The organism is Bordetella tumulicola, assembly GCF_965138755.1.
Classification (GTDB): domain Bacteria; phylum Pseudomonadota; class Gammaproteobacteria; order Burkholderiales; family Burkholderiaceae_B; genus Bordetella_A; species Bordetella_A tumulicola.
On sequence record NZ_CBCSFP010000005.1, the window covers coordinates 261743 to 278147 of the forward strand.

Consider the following 16405-nt stretch of genomic DNA (forward strand, 5'->3'; position numbering starts at 1 on the left):
GGGGTATATAAATTTCGTGATGCCGCTGTCGCTGGCAAACCTCATGACGACGACGCGGGCTTAGTCGGCTTTGATGCCTGCTGATTTGATGGCGCTTGCATACCGCTGTGTTTCCTCGTCGATGGCAGTGGCGTATTGCTTGGGCGAACCACCGACGGGTTCAATACCCAGCGTATTGAATTGCTTGACCACCGCGGGCGTTTTCACCGCTTTGGCGATTTCGGCGCTTACTTTTTCCACGGCGTAGTCCGGGGTACCTGACGCGGCCAGGGCACCTACCGTTACCGCAAAATTAAAACCAGGAATGATCTCGGCGATCGCTGGAATGTTGGGTGCCAGCGCCGAGCGTTTTCCCGCGTTGGTCGCGAGGATCTTGACCTGCCCTTTGTTTTCGAACCCGGCAATGGAAGGCAATGCTGCAAACACGACATCGACTTGGTTGCCGACCAGGGCCGGTACTGATTGGGCGGATCCTCGGAACGGCACATGAGTGAGCTTGGTGTTCAGACTTTGAGTCAGAGCCTCCATACTGAGGTGGTGAGAGCTGCCAATACCGGACGACCCGTAGTCCAGATCGCCAGGATTGGCTTTGGCGCGGTCCACGAATTCTTGCAGTGTCTTTATGCCGGTTTGCGTGCTGGTGGCCAGGAACAGCGGTGACGTGGCGATCAACGAAACGGGGAGGAAATCGCGCTTTGGTTCGTACGGAAGATCCTTGTACAGCGAGGGGTTGATCGACATCATCGAACCGTCGGTGACCAGGTAGGTGTAACCGTCGGGCGGGCTGCTCATCAGCGCCTGGGCCGCGATGACGCCATTGGCGCCCGGCTTGTTTTCGACGACGACCGATTGACCCAGTGTGGTCGTCAACTGCTGGGCTACAACACGGGCCACCGTGTCTGGCAGACCGCCGGACGCATAGGGCACGATGAATCGAATTGCGCGATTAGGGAACTGCGACGCCGTTTCAGAGGCGACCGCGCTACAGGTCAATGCCAGGGATGCCGCAGCCGCGCCGAAGGCCGCGATGAGTTTGCGAGAACTGATGGAATAGGTCAGCGCCGTTTGGTGGTTTTGCATCTTGTCTCCGTCCTCTGATTTATGTTTTTTAACGAGATTTATGCTGCGTGCGCGGCCATTTCGGGTTGCGCACAAGAAAATAATATTAGAGATCTAATTAAAATTCAATGCCTGAAGTGTGAAAAAAAACAAGGGCATTCCCTAGTCGGGGAATGCCCTTGCGCTGACGCGTTTGACGCGTCAGCGCGGCGCCGTACTCGGTCACGTCCTGGGGAGCATCACCCGGTGCGCCGCGAGCGCGTCAGACATCGAAAAATACGGTTTCATTTGGGCCCTGCAGGCGAATATCGAACCGATATACCTTTCGTGATGACCCTGGCTCCCGTTTTGCGATCAAGGTGGGACGACGCGCGGCAGGTACCGTAGCCAGCACCTCGTCTTGGGCGTTGGCCGTTTCTTCGTCTTCAAAGTAAATGCGGGTGTAGGCATGGAGCAGCATGCCACGCATGTGGACAATGACATCGATACAGGGGGCCGCGCCGGGTGCAGCGGCGCCAGGCTTAATGGTTTCGACGACGTAGCGTTGATCAGGGTCGGTGCCTGTGCCCACGCGCGCAAAGCCTTTGAACCCCGTTTTTTGTGCATCCGCTGCTGATGTCACATATTGCCCCGACGCGTCTGCCTGCAGGAACTCGATGACGGCGTCCGGTACGACCTGTCCGGCGCCGTCATGCACCGTACCGACCAGCAGGATGTGCTCGCCGGCCACATGCGGCGCAGCGACCGTCGCGGTAAACAGGCTTTTCAAGTCGAAGTGGTATTGCTCTGGGCATAGTCCATAGGCAAAGAACGGGCCGACGGTTTGGGAGGGAGTTTGTTTCAACGTATGCATGGCTCACTCCGCGGGTGTCTGGCGCGGGCCGCGCAGCACGATGTCGAACTCGTATCCGAGCGCGTAACCTTCTTGTGTGGCGTCCAGCGTAAAACGCGACACCAGGCGTTCGCGGGCATGAGTGGGCGTACCCTGATAGATGGGATCCAGGTCCAGCAAGGGATCGCCGGGAAAATACATCTGAGTCACCAGCCGGGACCCAAAATACTCGCCGAATAACGAGAAGTGGATGTGGGCGGGTCGCCAGGCATTGCTATGGTTGCCCCACGGGTATGCGCCAGGTTTGATCGTCAGGAACTGATAGCGTCCTTGATCATCGGTCAGACATCGGCCGGCCCCAAGAAAGTTCGGATCGAGAGGCGCGTCATGCTGGTCGCCTTTGTGGACATAACGGCCTGCGGCATTCGCCTGCCAAATCTCGACCAGCGTGTTGCGTACGGGCCGACCGCCTTCGTCAAGCACGCGGCCCGTTACCACGATGCGCTCGCCAAGCGGCGCGCCATTCTTGGCGGCATTGACCGTCAGGTCGGCGTCCTGGGAGCCCAGTTGATCGGCGCCGTACACGGGCGCATAGAGATTTCTTAACGCATCTGTCCGCGGAATAGGCGGTAACGATGGACTGCGTAGCACTGATGACTTGTATCCCGCGTACTGATAAGGAGGATGTTCTTTCCAGTCCCTCGGGGTAAGAATGGCGCTGCGGCGATTCGCACCGTCCATGGCAGTCTCCGTCTGTTTTATACGAAAGAGAACGATAATTAAGATGTAAAGTTATTGAAATTGATGTTTTATGGCATTGGCGCGCACAAAAAGTTATGGAAAAGTCTTTGGCAAGCAGCCGCATTAAGTTGCGGCATATCCAGTGTTTCTTGGCCGTGGCGCAACTGAGCAGCCTGCAGCGCGCGTCCGAGCGGCTGTCGATCACGCAGCCCGCGGTATCCAAGACCTTGCTCGAACTGGAGAGCTTGCTGGGCGTGCGCTTGTTTCATCGAGGCCGGCAGGGGGCGGAGCTAACGAGCGAGGGTCGCGTGTTCGCCCCGTATGCGAACGCTTGCCTGGCCAGCTTGGACGAGGGCGTTGGCAAATTGGCGAGCGATCAGGAAAGCATGCCAGAAATGATCCGACTGGGAATACTCCCCACGGTGGCCAGTGTCCTGTTGCCTCCGGCTCTGCGGACCTTTCATACAGAATGGCCCCAAGTGAGTCTCGATGTCGTGACGGGGCGCAATGTCGAACTGCTCGAACGACTGCGGTCTGCGGACATCGTTTTTGCCGTGGCTCGTATGGGCGAGGCCGAAGCCATGAGCGGGATGAGTTTTGAGCATCTCTTTCGCGAACCCCTGAGCACGGTCGTGCGTGCAGACCACCCGTTGTTGGATGCCGGCGCCCTGACGCCGGACGCCATCGGCACGCAATTGCTGCTGCTGCCGCCAGCCGGCACGTTGATTCGTCAGTCAGCCGAGAGCATTCTGGCGCGTTTCGGCGCGACGGTTCACGGGCGCACAGTCGAAAGCCTGTCCGTTTCGTTGAATCTGGCCTTGACGAGGACTGCCGATGCGATCTGGTTTGTTCCTGACAGCTTGGTTGCCGAACAGGTCAAGCAGGGCGAATTGGTTCGCCTGGATATGCCGCTGGCAGGGACTGACGAGCCCATGGGCCTATTGCGCCGGACTGACGTCGATGCCTCACCTGCGGCAGAGAGCCTCATCAAGGCCATTCGGCAAGCAGGACTCGCGCGAGCACAGTCGATGCCGATGACGCATTAACGCAGCATCGAAATTCAGTTAGTTTCATTCACGGTTTTGATACGAGGAGGCGGCAGTAATGAGTGACGTGCAGATTAGGCGGCTGCAAGAGAGTGATTTGCCTGCCTTCAAGGCAATTCGTCTGGAGTCTTTGCGACTCGTGCCATCGGCTTTTCAGACTACGTTGGCGGACTGGGAGTCTCTTCCGAACGATGAGTGGCTGAATCGTGTGAGAAAGCCGGTGTTCGTCGCGTTCAGGAGCGGTGAGCCGGTCGGGATTATGGGTTTGCTCCGCCAGCAAGGCGTCAAAAGAGCCCACCGCGCCACGATTATCATGGTTTATGTGCGCGAAAGCGAACGTGGGCGAGGTCTCGCGGCCGATCTCTTGCAGACAACCATCGCGTTCGCACGGGACGAAGGGGTGTGGCAGTTGGAGCTGAACGTTAATGGTAATAATGCAGAGGCAATTCGGTTTTACGAACGCTTTGGTTTTCGTCAGATTGGCAGAATCCCCGCCGCGACGCTGGAAGACGGGAAAGAGGTGGACGAGTTAATGATGGTCAGTCGTCTTACGTAGGTCGGATTGACGGTTTTGCCTCGAGCTTTCGCCAAGATTCATCAGGACGCGAGGAATGCCCCTACGCCTTCTGCCGCGATCACGCCGCTGGCCATACTGGCCGTCAGTAGATAACCACCGGTTGGGGCTTCCCAGTCCAGCATTTCGCCTGCGCAGAAAACGCCCGGCGCAGCGGTGAGCATCAAGGCTGCGTCGGTCGCTTCCAGGCGGACGCCGCCGGCGGTGCTGATGGCTTCGTCGATCGGACGCGTGCGCAGTAAGCGCAGCGGCAGCGCTTTGATGCTGCGGGCCAGTAGTGTTGTGTCTTGCCAGGCTTGCGTGTCCGCGCATTCGCGTAATAGCGCCGCCTTGGCGCCCTTGAGTCCGAGCCGGCTTTGTAGGTGGCTGGACATCGAGCGCGCGCCGCGGGGATGAGAAACTTGGGCGAGGACACGTTCAGCGGGCATGTCGGGCAGCAGATCGACCCATGCGATGGTCGTGCCGTTCGCGTCGATGGCATCGCGTAGGCCTGCCGACAGGGCGTAGACCAGGCTGCCTTCGATGCCGGATTCGGTCAACAGGAATTCGCCGCGTCGCCAGGTATCGGGAGCGCCATTATTGTCCAGTGCCATCGCGATCGACTTGACCGGCATGCCGGCACTGCGTTCGCGCAAGTGTGTGCTCCAGTCAATCTCAAAACCGCCATTGGCCGGACGTAGCGGCGCCACGTTCACACCGTGTGCCTGCAAGCCGGTTACCCAAGCGCCGTCTGAGCCGAGCCGGGCCCAACTGCCTCCGCCCAGCGCCAGGATGGCGGCGTCGGCCCGCACAGTCAGTGCGCCATGCGGTGTCTCGAAATGCAGCGCGTGCGGGCCGGCTGTTTCATCGGCGGCCCAGCCGTTCCAGCGGTGCCGCATGTGAAAGCGCACGCCCACGGCGCGCAACTGCGACAGCCAGGCGCGCAATAGGGGTGCAGCCTTCATTTCACGGGGAAACACGCGGCCCGACGAACCGATGAAGGTGTCGATGCCCAGTCCATGGGCCCAGTCGCGCAAGGATTGGGCATCCAGATGGCGCAACCAGGCGGCGACGGCGGAGCTACGTCCTCGATAGCGTTGATTGAAGCGTTCTGCGGGCTCGCTGTGTGTCAGATTTAGCCCACCGCGGCCCGCCAGAAGAAATTTGCGCCCCACGGACGGCATGCCGTCGTAGACGTCAGCCAGTATGCCCTGACGCGTCAGGGTTTCGGCTGCCATGAGGCCAGCGGGGCCACCACCGATGATGGCGATGCGAACAGAAGCAGAAGAGGCGGGCGAGGGGGCGTCGGACATGGATAAGTAGAAAGAGGGGCGCGACGTGATTGTCTCACGATGCGCATCACGGTACGGAATTCAGAGGCAAGAAACCGGGCGCGAAGCATTCAAAAACCTAAGACACTAGCGCAGCGCTAATGCGGAAATGGATGGCTGCCTGTCATGACGAATAAAGAAAATCTCGGCCCACGTTTTCATCATTTGCTCCAAGAAACCTCGGCATTCACGCCGGGGAGGAAAGGCGCGCAGCCGTCAGGCTGCAGGATTGGTCTTACTTGAGCTGCTATCCGGATGAAGATCCAGTTATGTGGTTTGGCGCGGATAGTATCTTGGGCATGCAAACCAAACGTGCCTACCGATTCCGGTTCTATCCCACGCCCGAGCAAGCGATGACGCTGGCTCGCACGTTTGGGTGCGTACGTGTGGTCTATAACCACATGCTTGCCCTTCGTTCGACGGCTTGGGCCCAGCGACAAGAGCGTCTGGGATATCACGCGAGCTCGGCCGCGCTGACGGCGCTGAAGAAAACGTCCGACTACCTGTGGTTGAACGAAGTCAGTAGTGTTCCGCTGCAACAAACGCTGCGCCATTTGCAAACGACGTTTGTTAATTTCTTCGCGAAACGCACGGGATACGCGCGCTTCAAACGCAAAGACGGCCCGCAATCGGCCGAATACACCGCCAGTGCCTTTCGCTGGGATGGCCGGTCGCTCAAATTGGCGAAGATGGCTGAAGTTCTCCCGATTCGTTGGTCCCGTCAGATTCCGAAGGCCGCTAAGGTCACCACCGTCACCGTCAGCAAAGACCCGGCAGGGCGATACTTTGTCAGCCTTCTGTGTGATGACGTCGTGGTGCAGAAGGCGCCCGCGTCGAACTGTGTCGGGATTGATCTGGGGCTGTCTCATTTTGCGACCCTCTCAACAGGAGAAAAAGTCGATGCGCCACAAGTCTTTCGACAACACGAGGAAAAGCTGGCCAAGCTGCAACGTCGCTTGGCTAGGAAACAACGCGGATCGGCTCGCCGTGCCAAGGCCAAGCTGAAAGTCGCCAAGCTGCATGCCAAGATCGCAGACATCCGCAGGGATTTCCTGCACCAGCTCTCCACCCGGTTGATCCACGAGAACCAAGTGATCGCCGTAGAAAGCTTGTCTGTGTCAAATATGCAGAAAAACCGCTGCCTTGCTAAATCCATCGGCGATGCCGGGTGGGCTGAGTTTGTGAGACAGCTTGAATACAAGGCGCGTTGGGTTGGGCGTGAGTTCGTGCGCGTGGATCGCTGGTATCCGTCGAGCAAGCGCTGCAGCCATTGCGGACATGTCTTGACCAAGTTGCCGTTGAGCGTGCGGCGTTGGTCCTGCCCGGAATGCGGCACAGACCACGATCGCGACATCAACGCAGCCCATAACGTATTAGCCGCCGGGCTGGCGGTGTTAGCCCATGGAGAAACGGTAAGACCTGAGTGCATGAGTGTTGATGCGCAATGGCTCGGTTCTGTGAAGTGGGAATCCCTTTCCCTTTAGGGAAGGGAGCAGTCAAGGTGCAGTGGGCGGTTCGACGTCGTACGCGATCGCCTTGGTGCTGTCACTGGTTGCGGCGAGCCTTGTTGCGTCTATCCCGCTCGAACGCCGGCCGCCAGCGCGTCGCGGATTGCTGGTCGATCACCGGACAAACTCAAGCCCCACTTTTCTGCACCATTCGTTGCGCTGTTTGCTGAAGACTTGCCCTTCGTGAAATAGCCACGCTTGAATTAACGTTAATCGCGCGTTTTTGGTGGGCAGGCACACATAGTGGTAGGTCGCTCGCGAGGCGACGGCCAGTCGGAAGAGAGGAACGAGGTTCCCCTCTATCAGGTCGTCCAGCACCAGGGCAAGGCGGCCGATGGCAATACCTTGCCCGGCGACCGCTGCGCTGACGGCCAACTGTGACATGTTGAATCGTTGCCCGTCATGGTGCTCGGGGATAGGTAATCCCATACGGGCTAAATAGTGATTCCATTCCACGCATTCTTCGGCATGCTGCCAAGGTGAGGCGTCGTGCAACATGAGGTGGCTGGGGATGTCGGCGGCCACGCGGATTTCCGGGTGGGTTTGCATGAACGCGCGGCTGGCGACGGGGACGAGCCACTCGTCTAGAAATTCGACGGCACGGACATCGGAATACTCGCCGGGATCAAAGCGGATGGCGGCCTCAATACTTTCTTGCTCCATGCGCATTCTATCCAGCAGATGAAACTCTCCATAGACCCGCAATGTCAGGTCGGGATGCTGGCGCAATAGATTACTGATGCGCGGCGTTAGCCACCGCATTGCAAACGACGGTGAGCAGTTCAGGTTGAGTGCGCTTTCTTTGCCCTTGGTTTGTATTTGTGAGAGGGTGGATTCCAGAATCTGGAAGGATTCTTTGACCGCCAGCTTGAGTTGTAGGCCTTCCTGAGTCAGCACCAGCTTGCGCGGTGTCCGATGAAAAAGCGGCGTGCCTATCCATTCTTCGAGGTGTTTGACTTGTTGGCTGACGGCACCTTGCGTGACGTGCAGTTCCCCGGCGGCAAGCGTGAAGCTGTTATGGCGGGCGGCGGCGTCGAAGTAACGAAGCCAAGTCAGAAGTGAGGAAGATAGTAGCGAACGCATTAGTATTATTAATGATTAAATTAAAATAAATGAGTTGTGCCGTCATCATGGTTGACGAAGAATGCGGAATGAGTCATTCAGCGCTTCAAGACACGAAATATGCCAAAAATACTAGGGAAATCACTAATAAACGGAAAAAAGACGCAGCATGAGGTTAATGCTCCTCAGGTATGGGTAAACCCTGATGTCTGCAAATCAAGCGATGGAAAAATGTCGTCTGACATTAGTATGGCAGATGTGAAAGCCGCTGCGCAGCGGCTGGATCGTTTCGCTCCCGTATTGATGGCGCTGTTTCCCGAGTTGCGTGCCACGCAGGGAGTGATCGAGTCGGCGCTGTTGCCGTTGAACCATCTGCAGCAACCCCAGTTGCCAGGTGGCGCTGCCGCCGGCGCGCTGTGGATCAAGGCGGACCACGCGTTACCGGTTGCGGGTTCGATCAAGGCACGTGGGGGGATTCACGAGGTGCTCGAATTTGCCGAGTCCCTGGCGCATCGTCATGGTCTGCTGGACGGCGCACCTGATTACGGTGTGCTGGTCGGTGAGTCGGCGCGGACCCTGTTTGCACAATACGAGATTTCTGTCGGTTCGACCGGTAATTTGGGCTTGAGTATCGGCATCATGGCGTCCGCCCTGGGTTTTCGGGTGACGGTGCATATGTCCTCTGATGCCAAACAGTGGAAGAAGGACAAATTGCGCGCCAACGGCGTGGCCGTGCTCGAGTATGAAGGCGATTACGCGCAAGCGGTCGAGGCGGGCCGGCAACGTGCGGCGAGCGACGAGTTCAGCTATTTCGTCGATGACGAGCATTCGTTGTCGCTGTTCTTGGGTTATAGCGTGGCGGCATTGCGCTTGCAGCGACAGCTTGTTGAATCAGGCATCCAGGTCGACGCGACACACCCGCTGTTTATCTATCTGCCTTGTGGCGTCGGCGGCGCGCCGGCGGGTATCACTTTCGGTTGCAAACTGATTTTCGGTGATGCCGTCCATTGCTTTTTTGTGGAGCCGACTGCGGCGGCTTGCTTTCTGGCCGGTATGTCGAATCCGGATCGTCCGGGCATCTCGATCTATGACGTTGGCATGGATAACCAGACCGAGGCCGATGGGCTGGCAGTGCCGGTGGCTTCCGAACTGGCGTTGGCGCAGATGCGGCCCATGCTCTCGGGCGTCATGACGACGACCGACGACACCATGTTCGCGGATCTCTATCGTCTGCATGAGCAGGAAGGTATGAAGGTAGAGCCTTCTGCCGCTGCCTCATTGAGCGGCCCGCGCATGTTGTTATCCAGCGAAGCCGGCCTGGCTTACCTGCGGCAGCAGGGTTTGCTCCATCTCATGAATCAGGCCAATCACATTGCCTGGAGTACGGGCGGGTTGTTTGTGCCCGATCAGGAATACCGCGGTTTTCTCGAGCATGGACGGACTGTCGTCACCATGCCGTAACGGGCCATGCTCGGCTGTCATTATCAAAATTGAACTCAAGGGGAAATAAATGTCGATGAGTATTCGTTTTTCATTGCGCAAGGTCGCGTTGTCTGCGTTGGTGAGTGGCGCGTTCCTGGGCGCGGCGCCGGCCCTGCAAGCGCAAACGATCAATGCCGTCATGCATGCCAGCCTGCGGGTATTGGATCCCATCATGACCACGGCACACATCACGCGTAACCATGGATACATGATTTACGACACGTTGCTGGCGACTGATGGCAAGAACGAGATCAAGCCGCAGATGGTCGAGAAATGGGAGGTATCGGCGGATGGCAAGTCTTATACCTTTACGTTGCGTGATGGCCTGAAATGGCATGATGGCGCCGCTGTCAATGCTGAGGACTGTGTGGCGTCCATCAAGCGCTGGGCCGAGCAAGACAAGATGGGCCAGATGATGACGAGTCAGATGACAGAGATGAAAGTCATCGACGACAAGCGTTTTGTCATGACGTTTAAGGCACCGACGGATATCGCGTTGCGTGCGTTGGCCAAGCCCAGCGGTGTCGCGCCATTTATGATGCCCAAGCGCATCGCCGAGACGCCGTCCGGCCAGCCGATCAAGGAGTACATCGGCTCGGGGCCGTTCAAGATGGTGCAGGCCGAGTTCAAGCCGGGTTTGCAAGTTGTCTATGAGAAAAACACCGACTATGTTCCGCGTAGTGAGCCCGCCAGTGGGTTGGCCGGTGGCAAGGTGGTCAACGTGGATCGAGTCAAATGGGTGGCGATGCCCGATGCAATGACGTCGGTGAATGCCCTCATCAATGGCGAGGTCGATTATCTTGAGCAGATGCCTTATGACATGCTGCCGCTGGTCGAGAATAACGCCGACATCAAGCTGGAAGTGTTCGACCCGCACGGTTATCAGACCGTGATGCGTATGAATTTCCTGAATCCCCCGTTTGATAACAAGTTGATTCGCCAGGCCGCGATGCTTGCTGTTGACCAGGAAGACGTCTTGCAGGCGTTGATCGGCAACGACAAATACTACAAGACCTGCGCGGCCCTGTTTGGTTGTGGATTGCCTTATGAGAGCCAGGCCGGCGCGGATGTGACCGTCAAGGCCAATCTGGAGAAGGCGAAGGCCTTGTTGAAGCAGGCGAATTACGACGGTAAGCCCATTGTGATCCTGCAGCCTACCGACTCCGCGTCGGTCAGCCCGCAACCTGTGGTGATCGGTCAAGCCCTGAAGGCGGCGGGGTTTAACGTACAGATGCAAGCGATGGATTGGCAAACGCTGGTGACGCGACGCGCATCGCAGGCGCCGGTGTCCGAAGGTGGCTGGAATATTTTTGCGACCAACAACGTTATGGCCGAGGCCTCCGACCCGCTGCGTGCATTTGGCGTGGCAGCCAACGGCAAGAAGGCCTGGTTTGGCTGGCCGGATGTACCTGCGATCGAAGCGCTGCGCGAGAAGTTCGCGCTGACGTCGGATTTGGCGGAACAGAAGAAGCTGGCCAATGACATCCAGGAATTGGTGATCAGTGAGGGCGTGTTGCTGCCGATGGGCGAGTACTACGTGCCTGCCGCGCTGCGCAAGAATCTGTCGGATCCCATGACGGCCTCCGTTCCCGTGTTCTGGGGCATGAAAAAGACCGATAAGTGAGACGTCGATGATTAGCTTTATTCTGCGGCGGATGCTCGCTGTCCTGCCCGTCATGGCGATGGTGGCAGTGATTGTGTTCGCGATTCTGCGTCTAACCCCCGGAGATCCCGCGGCGATCATTGCGGGCGATGCGGCTACGGCCGAACAGCTCGAGCAGATCCGTCGGGTGATGGGGCTGGATCAGCCCATCTATGTGCAGTTCTTTATCTGGGTGGGTCAGTTGCTCAGCGGCAATCTGGGGGTGTCGTTGCTGTCGGGGACGGCTGTATCGGACATGATTGTGCAACGCATGGGGCCGTCGCTGGCGCTGTGCCTGAGCACGATCACGCTGTCCGTGTTGATTGCGGTGCCGCTGGGTATCTTGGCGGCCTGGCGTCAGGGCAAGCTCTTCGACCGGTTGGTGATGGCGACGTCGGTACTGGGTTTTTCCATACCGGTGTTCGTTACCGCCTATGTGCTGATTTTGTTCTTTTCGATCAATCTCGGCTGGTTTCCGGTTCAGGGGTACAAGCCCTTGTCAGAGGGTATCTGGCCGTTCATGAGATCACTGGTGTTGCCTACGCTGGCGCTGAGTACGGTGTACGTGGCATTGATCGCCCGGATCACGCGTACCAGCATCATCGAGGTCATGGGCGAGGACTTCATCCGCACCGCTCGCGCAAAAGGGTTGCGCGAGCGAAGCGTGTTGCTGGGGCATGCCCTGCGTAACGCGGCGGTTCCCATCGTCACCATCATTGGGGTGGGAGTCGCGCTGCTCATCAGTGGCGTCGTGGTGACCGAGTCGGTATTCAACTTGCCCGGACTCGGACGACTGGTGGTCGAAGCCGTGCTCGGACGCGATTATCCAGTGATTCAGGCGCTGATCCTGCTGTTCGCCTTCGTTTACGTACTCATCAACCTGGTTGTCGACACGCTCTATACCGTGTTTGATCCCCGTATCCGATACTGAGAAGCCCCTTATGTCGAACTCAGCTAATGCTGTGCTGGTAGCGCCAGCACCCGCTGCGTCGGGAGCGCAATCTCCGTTACGGCGTGTCCTGAAAAGTGGTCCGGTGATGATCGCGCTCGCGGTGTTGTGCCTGGTGGTGATCATGGCGCTGTTTGCACCGTGGTTGCATACCGTCGATCCGATGCAGATCGATCCGACGCAACGTTTGAAATCTATGTCCGCCGCTCACTGGTTGGGTACGGATGCTTATGGCCGCGATGTGTATTCGCGCGTGGTTTATGGCGCCCGGGTTTCGCTGACGGTCGGAATTGGTGTCGCGGTATTCAGCATGGTGGTCGGCCTGGCTATCGGCGTGGTGGCGGGTTATTTTCGGTGGGTGGACGCGATTGTGATGCGCATCATGGATGGCCTCATGGCCATTCCGGGTGTGCTGCTCGCGATCGCGCTGGTGTCGTTGTCCGGCGCAAGCCTGGCGACGGTGCTGATCGCCATTACGATTCCTGAGATTCCCCGCGTGGTGCGATTGGTGCGCAGCGTGATTCTGGGCGTACGCAATGAGCCCTATGTCGAGGCGGCCATCTCTCTGGGCACACCGACCTTTACGCTGATGCTGCGTCATCTGGTGCCCAACACCATCGCACCGCTGATCGTGCAGGGAACCTATGTGTTTGCCTCCGCTATCTTGACTGAGGCCATTCTGAGCTTTTTGGGTGCCGGCGTTCCGCCTGAGGTGTCCTCGTGGGGAAATATCATGGCCGAGGGGCGTTCGTTCTTTCAGCTGTTCCCCGGTCTGGTCTTGTTTCCCGGCATCTTGTTGTCGTTGACCGTACTGAGTGTGAATGTACTGGGTGATGCCATGCGCGATGCGCTCGATCCGCGCATGTCGCGTCGGCTGTGACGCGAGGAGTCGAAAAGAGATGGATACTGTAATGAACCCTCGAAGCGAATTGAGCGCCGCCCAGTCGCGCAGCCCCGTACTGAAAATCAGCGGGCTGACCGTACGCGTCTGTCATGACAATGACGAGGGCGTTGAGGATGCCAAGCGAGCGGGCCGGGCCGTGGTGCAGCGCCTGGATTTTGATGTTCATGCTGGCGAAACCGTTTGTATTGTGGGGGAATCGGGATCGGGCAAGTCGGTGACGTCCATGGCGACGATGGGCTTGCTGCCCAAAGGGGCACTCGTCGCGTCGGCCGGCAAGATCGAAATCGATGGCGAGGACGTTTTGAAGGTCTCGCCCAAACGCCTGCGCGAATTGCGTGCGTCGAAAATGGCGATGGTGTTCCAAGAACCGATGACTGCCTTGAACCCCGTACAGCGGGTGGGCGAGCAGGTCGACGAAGTCCTGCGCTTGCATACCAGGATCGGCCGTGCGCAGCGGCGGCGGCAAGTGATGGCCATGCTGGAGTCGGTGCATTTGCCCGATATCGAGCGTATCTATGACTCTTATCCGCATGAGTTGTCCGGTGGTCAGCGCCAGCGCATTGTGATTGCGATGGCGTTGATCCTGAAGCCTAAACTATTGATTGCCGACGAGCCGACGACAGCGCTGGATGTGACGACGCAAAAGCAGATCCTTGCGTTGATCCGCGAATTGCAGTCGGAAAACGGCACGGCCGTCGTATTCATTACCCACGATTTTGGGGTAGTGGCGGAGATTGCGGATCGCATCGTTGTGATGAATCAGGGCCGCGTCGTCGAGACGGGGCTGCGTGATGACATCTTGGCACGGCCGACGAAAGACTACACGCGGACCTTGGTATCGTCGGTGCCTAGTTTGATTCCCGTGACACGTAGTGCGCCGACCGGAGAGATAGTATTAAAGGTCGAAGCTCTGAATAAAATTTACGGCAAAAGTGGCTTCTTCAAGAAGGGAAAGCCCGTCGCTGCGGCGAGTGATATTGCGTTTGATATCAAGCGTGGCGAGATCGTGGGCATTGTGGGGGAATCGGGATCCGGCAAGTCGACGGTTGCCCGTTGCGTTGTGCGTCTCATTGATCCGACGTCGGGCACGGTCACGCTTGCCAACGAGAATATTGCTACTTTGGGGCGCAGTGCGTTGGCACCCATGCGCAAGCGCATCCAGATTGTTTTCCAAGATCCGTATCGCAGCTTGAACCCCCGGCGCAAAGTGGGCGAGTCCATTATCGAAGGGCTGTTGAACTACGGCACAACCCGTGCAGCCGCGGTAGAAAAGGCCGCCAACGCGTTAGCACTCGTGGGCTTGCCTGCCGATTCAGTCGAGCGCTATCCACATCAATTTTCGGGCGGCCAACGCCAGCGGATCTGCATCGCGCGCGCGCTCGTGATGGAACCCGATATCCTGGTGGCCGACGAAGCCGTTTCCGCATTGGACGTCTCGGTACAGGCGCAGGTGCTCGACTTACTGGAAGAGGTGCGCCAGCGGGTGGGTATCGGCGTCTTGTTCATCACGCATGATCTACGTGTGGCCTCGCAAATTTGCGACACCATCGTCGTGATGCAGCACGGCCGCATTGTCGAGGCGGGCACGGCAGAGAAGGTATTGACTCAACCGCAGCAGGCCTATACCCGCGCCTTGATTGACGCGGCACCCGGTCGAGGCTGGGATTTTAAGAACTTCTGCGCGCAATCCATCGCGGCAGCAGCGACATCCTCACATTGAATTTCAGAGAAATCGGAGAATAGCGTCATGGCACGCATTGTGTATGGTGGTTTTCAGCACGAAACGAACACATTTGCCCCGGACAAGGCGGACTGGCGCGCGTTTGAGCTGGGCGGTGGTTGGCCGGGCATTGTGTCGGGAGAGGCCGTATGGCCCGCCGTTGGCGGCGCCAATATCCCCGCGGCAGGTTTTGTGCAGGCTGCGTTGGATGCGGGCGATACGGTGATTCCCACCACGTGGTGTGCGGCGAGCCCATCGGCTCATGTGACCAAAGCGGCTTACGAAAAAATCGCCGGCATGATTCTGGATGGCATCAAAGCGGCCATGCCTGTTGATGCGGTGTATCTGGATCTGCACGGCGCGATGGTGGCCGAGCATTTTGATGATGGCGAAGGTGAGCTCTTGCGCCGGGCGCGTGCGTTGATCGGCCCGGATGTGCCCTTGTTTGCCACGCTGGATTTGCACGCCAATGTGACGCGTCAAATGCTGGCCCAGGTGGATGCACTGGTGGCTTATCGTACGTACCCGCACGTCGACATGGCCGAGACAGGGCGCCGTGCTCATGCATTATTGGGTGTGCGTCTGGCGTCGGGCAAGCGACCGGTGCTGGCGATGCGTCCGCTGAAGTTTTTGATCCCGATCTGTTGGCAGTGCACAGATATTGAGCCGGCGCGAGGGCTGTATGACTTGCTGGAGGTCATCGAGAAAGACGCGTTGCATGTGTCGTTCGCGACGGGATTTCCGGCGGCGGATTTTGATGAATGCGCACCGGTGGTGTGGGCGTATGGCAGCGATCAAGCTAGTGCGGACGCCGCGGCAGACAAACTGGCCGACGCCGTTAATGCGGCCGAGGCCACTTTTGCCGGAAAACTCTACACGCCGGACGAGGCCGTGCAGTATGCGATGCAGGCTGCCAAGTCGGCCTCACGCCCGATCGTTATCGCAGATGGCCAAGACAATCCTGGGGCAGGTAGTAACTCGGATACGACGGGTATGTTGCGTGCCTTATTACGCAATGGGGCGGAACGCGCCGCCATCGGTCTGATCGTGGATCCTGCCGCGATTGAGAAAATACACGCGGTCGGCCAAGGAAAGACGATGCGTGTTGCCATCGGTGGTAATGCGGGCTTGCCTGACGACCAGCCTTTTGAGGGCGATTTTTTCATCGAGCATGTTTCTGACGGAAAATTCGATGCGACCGGTCCTTTCTATCGCGGCTTTCGTCTGGATGTCGGGCCGGCAGCGTGTCTGCGTCTGGATGGCGTGCGTGTGGTGGTGTCTTCTTACAAGGTGCAAATGGCTGATCAGGCGATGTTCCGCTTTGCGGGTATCGAACCGACCGAACAGAATATCTTGGTCGTGAAGAGCGCGGTGCATTTCCGGGCGGATTTCACGCCGATTGCCGAAGAAATCATTGTGGCGGCGGCCCCAGGGTCCATGCCGATGATTATTGAGCAATTGCCGTGGAAGCATTTGGCGCCCGATATGCGTTTGGGACCCTGCGGACGGCCGTTTGGCGAGAAGTAGAACGTGTCTTTGAAGCGTTGACGACAAGTATCCTGTCGCCACACAAGGG

14 protein-coding genes are annotated in these 16405 nt (G+C 58.3%); 9 read left to right on the forward strand and 5 right to left on the reverse strand.

What is annotated here, in order from left to right; translation table 11 throughout:
* Window positions 1-60 precede the first annotated feature (60 nt).
* The 3 genes from ACNAZS_RS15420 to pcaH form a co-directional block, all read right to left on the reverse strand.
* Window positions 61-1080: a Bug family tripartite tricarboxylate transporter substrate binding protein gene (locus tag ACNAZS_RS15420; protein ID WP_415790803.1), complete on the reverse strand. Its 1020-nt coding sequence runs from the start codon at window positions 1078-1080 to the stop codon at window positions 61-63.
* Between the two features lie 241 nt (window positions 1081-1321).
* Window positions 1322-1912: a protocatechuate 3,4-dioxygenase subunit alpha gene (gene pcaG / locus ACNAZS_RS15425; protein ID WP_415790805.1), complete on the reverse strand. Its 591-nt coding sequence runs from the start codon at window positions 1910-1912 to the stop codon at window positions 1322-1324.
* A 3-nt stretch (window positions 1913-1915) separates the two neighbouring features.
* Complete coding sequence (pcaH, locus tag ACNAZS_RS15430; protein ID WP_415790807.1) at window positions 1916-2632, reverse strand: protocatechuate 3,4-dioxygenase subunit beta; 717 nt, start codon at window positions 2630-2632, stop codon at window positions 1916-1918.
* 95 nt (window positions 2633-2727) lie between these two features.
* On the opposite strand from pcaH, the gene pcaQ reads away from it, so the two are divergent.
* Together pcaQ and ACNAZS_RS15440 are read left to right on the forward strand one after the other, a co-directional pair.
* The gene (gene pcaQ, locus ACNAZS_RS15435) at window positions 2728-3678 is read left to right on the forward strand and encodes a pca operon transcription factor PcaQ (protein WP_415790809.1); all 951 of its coding nucleotides are present in this window, start codon (window positions 2728-2730) and stop codon (window positions 3676-3678) included.
* A 58-nt stretch (window positions 3679-3736) separates the two neighbouring features.
* Window positions 3737-4234 (forward strand): GNAT family N-acetyltransferase, encoded by a 498-nt coding sequence (locus ACNAZS_RS15440; protein WP_415790811.1) that lies wholly within the window; start codon window positions 3737-3739, stop codon window positions 4232-4234.
* A gap of 41 nt (window positions 4235-4275) precedes the next feature.
* Here ACNAZS_RS15440 and ACNAZS_RS15445 read toward each other — a convergent pair whose 3' ends face one another.
* On the reverse strand, window positions 4276-5544 hold the full coding sequence (locus ACNAZS_RS15445; RefSeq protein ID WP_415790813.1) for a TIGR03862 family flavoprotein: 1269 nt from the start codon (window positions 5542-5544) through the stop codon (window positions 4276-4278).
* A gap of 317 nt (window positions 5545-5861) precedes the next feature.
* Here ACNAZS_RS15445 and ACNAZS_RS15450 point away from each other — a divergent pair, with 317 nt between their 5' ends.
* Window positions 5862-7046 carry an RNA-guided endonuclease TnpB family protein gene (locus ACNAZS_RS15450; RefSeq protein WP_415790815.1) on the forward strand — a complete coding sequence of 395 codons (1185 nt, stop codon included), beginning with the start codon at window positions 5862-5864 and terminating at the stop codon, window positions 7044-7046.
* Between the two features lie 138 nt (window positions 7047-7184).
* On the opposite strand, the gene ACNAZS_RS15455 is transcribed toward ACNAZS_RS15450, so the two are convergent.
* Entirely contained in the window at window positions 7185-8153 is a 969-nt protein-coding gene (locus ACNAZS_RS15455; RefSeq protein ID WP_415790817.1) for a LysR family transcriptional regulator, read from the reverse strand.
* Window positions 8154-8252: 99 nt separating this feature from the next.
* Here ACNAZS_RS15455 and ACNAZS_RS15460 point away from each other — a divergent pair, with 99 nt between their 5' ends.
* From ACNAZS_RS15460 to ACNAZS_RS15485, 6 genes are all read left to right on the forward strand, one after another.
* Complete coding sequence (locus ACNAZS_RS15460; protein WP_415790819.1) at window positions 8253-9593, forward strand: D-serine ammonia-lyase; 1341 nt, start codon at window positions 8253-8255, stop codon at window positions 9591-9593.
* Between the two features lie 73 nt (window positions 9594-9666).
* The gene (locus ACNAZS_RS15465) at window positions 9667-11238 is read left to right on the forward strand and encodes an ABC transporter substrate-binding protein (RefSeq protein WP_415790934.1); all 1572 of its coding nucleotides are present in this window, start codon (window positions 9667-9669) and stop codon (window positions 11236-11238) included.
* Window positions 11239-11245: 7 nt separating this feature from the next.
* The gene (locus tag ACNAZS_RS15470; protein ID WP_415790821.1) at window positions 11246-12187 is read left to right on the forward strand and encodes an ABC transporter permease; all 942 of its coding nucleotides are present in this window, start codon (window positions 11246-11248) and stop codon (window positions 12185-12187) included.
* A gap of 10 nt (window positions 12188-12197) precedes the next feature.
* The gene (locus tag ACNAZS_RS15475) at window positions 12198-13085 is read left to right on the forward strand and encodes an ABC transporter permease (RefSeq protein ID WP_415790823.1); all 888 of its coding nucleotides are present in this window, start codon (window positions 12198-12200) and stop codon (window positions 13083-13085) included.
* A gap of 31 nt (window positions 13086-13116) precedes the next feature.
* Window positions 13117-14829 (forward strand): dipeptide ABC transporter ATP-binding protein, encoded by a 1713-nt coding sequence (locus tag ACNAZS_RS15480; protein ID WP_415790825.1) that lies wholly within the window; start codon window positions 13117-13119, stop codon window positions 14827-14829.
* Window positions 14830-14856: 27 nt separating this feature from the next.
* Window positions 14857-16356, forward strand: coding sequence for a M81 family metallopeptidase (locus ACNAZS_RS15485; RefSeq protein ID WP_415790827.1), 1500 nt, complete (start codon window positions 14857-14859; stop codon window positions 16354-16356).
* Window positions 16357-16405: the final 49 nt, after the last annotated feature.

Excerpts from the sequence above, each read along its gene's own strand:
- ACNAZS_RS15460 (WP_415790819.1), top strand. The coding sequence starts at position 8,253 with ATGCCAAAAATACTAGGGAAATCACTAATAAACGGAAAAAAGACGCAG.
- pcaH (WP_415790807.1), bottom strand. The coding sequence starts at position 2,632 with ATGGACGGTGCGAATCGCCGCAGCGCCATTCTTACCCCGAGGGACTGG.
- ACNAZS_RS15485 (WP_415790827.1), top strand. The coding sequence starts at position 14,857 with ATGGCACGCATTGTGTATGGTGGTTTTCAGCACGAAACGAACACATTT.
- pcaQ (WP_415790809.1), top strand. The coding sequence starts at position 2,728 with ATGGAAAAGTCTTTGGCAAGCAGCCGCATTAAGTTGCGGCATATCCAG.
- ACNAZS_RS15445 (WP_415790813.1), bottom strand. The coding sequence starts at position 5,544 with ATGTCCGACGCCCCCTCGCCCGCCTCTTCTGCTTCTGTTCGCATCGCC.
- ACNAZS_RS15450 (WP_415790815.1), top strand. The coding sequence starts at position 5,862 with ATGCAAACCAAACGTGCCTACCGATTCCGGTTCTATCCCACGCCCGAG.
- ACNAZS_RS15470 (WP_415790821.1), top strand. The coding sequence starts at position 11,246 with ATGATTAGCTTTATTCTGCGGCGGATGCTCGCTGTCCTGCCCGTCATG.
- ACNAZS_RS15440 (WP_415790811.1), top strand. The coding sequence starts at position 3,737 with ATGAGTGACGTGCAGATTAGGCGGCTGCAAGAGAGTGATTTGCCTGCC.
- ACNAZS_RS15475 (WP_415790823.1), top strand. The coding sequence starts at position 12,198 with ATGTCGAACTCAGCTAATGCTGTGCTGGTAGCGCCAGCACCCGCTGCG.
- pcaG (WP_415790805.1), bottom strand. The coding sequence starts at position 1,912 with ATGCATACGTTGAAACAAACTCCCTCCCAAACCGTCGGCCCGTTCTTT.
- ACNAZS_RS15455 (WP_415790817.1), bottom strand. The coding sequence starts at position 8,153 with ATGCGTTCGCTACTATCTTCCTCACTTCTGACTTGGCTTCGTTACTTC.
- ACNAZS_RS15420 (WP_415790803.1), bottom strand. The coding sequence starts at position 1,080 with ATGCAAAACCACCAAACGGCGCTGACCTATTCCATCAGTTCTCGCAAA.
- ACNAZS_RS15480 (WP_415790825.1), top strand. The coding sequence starts at position 13,117 with ATGAACCCTCGAAGCGAATTGAGCGCCGCCCAGTCGCGCAGCCCCGTA.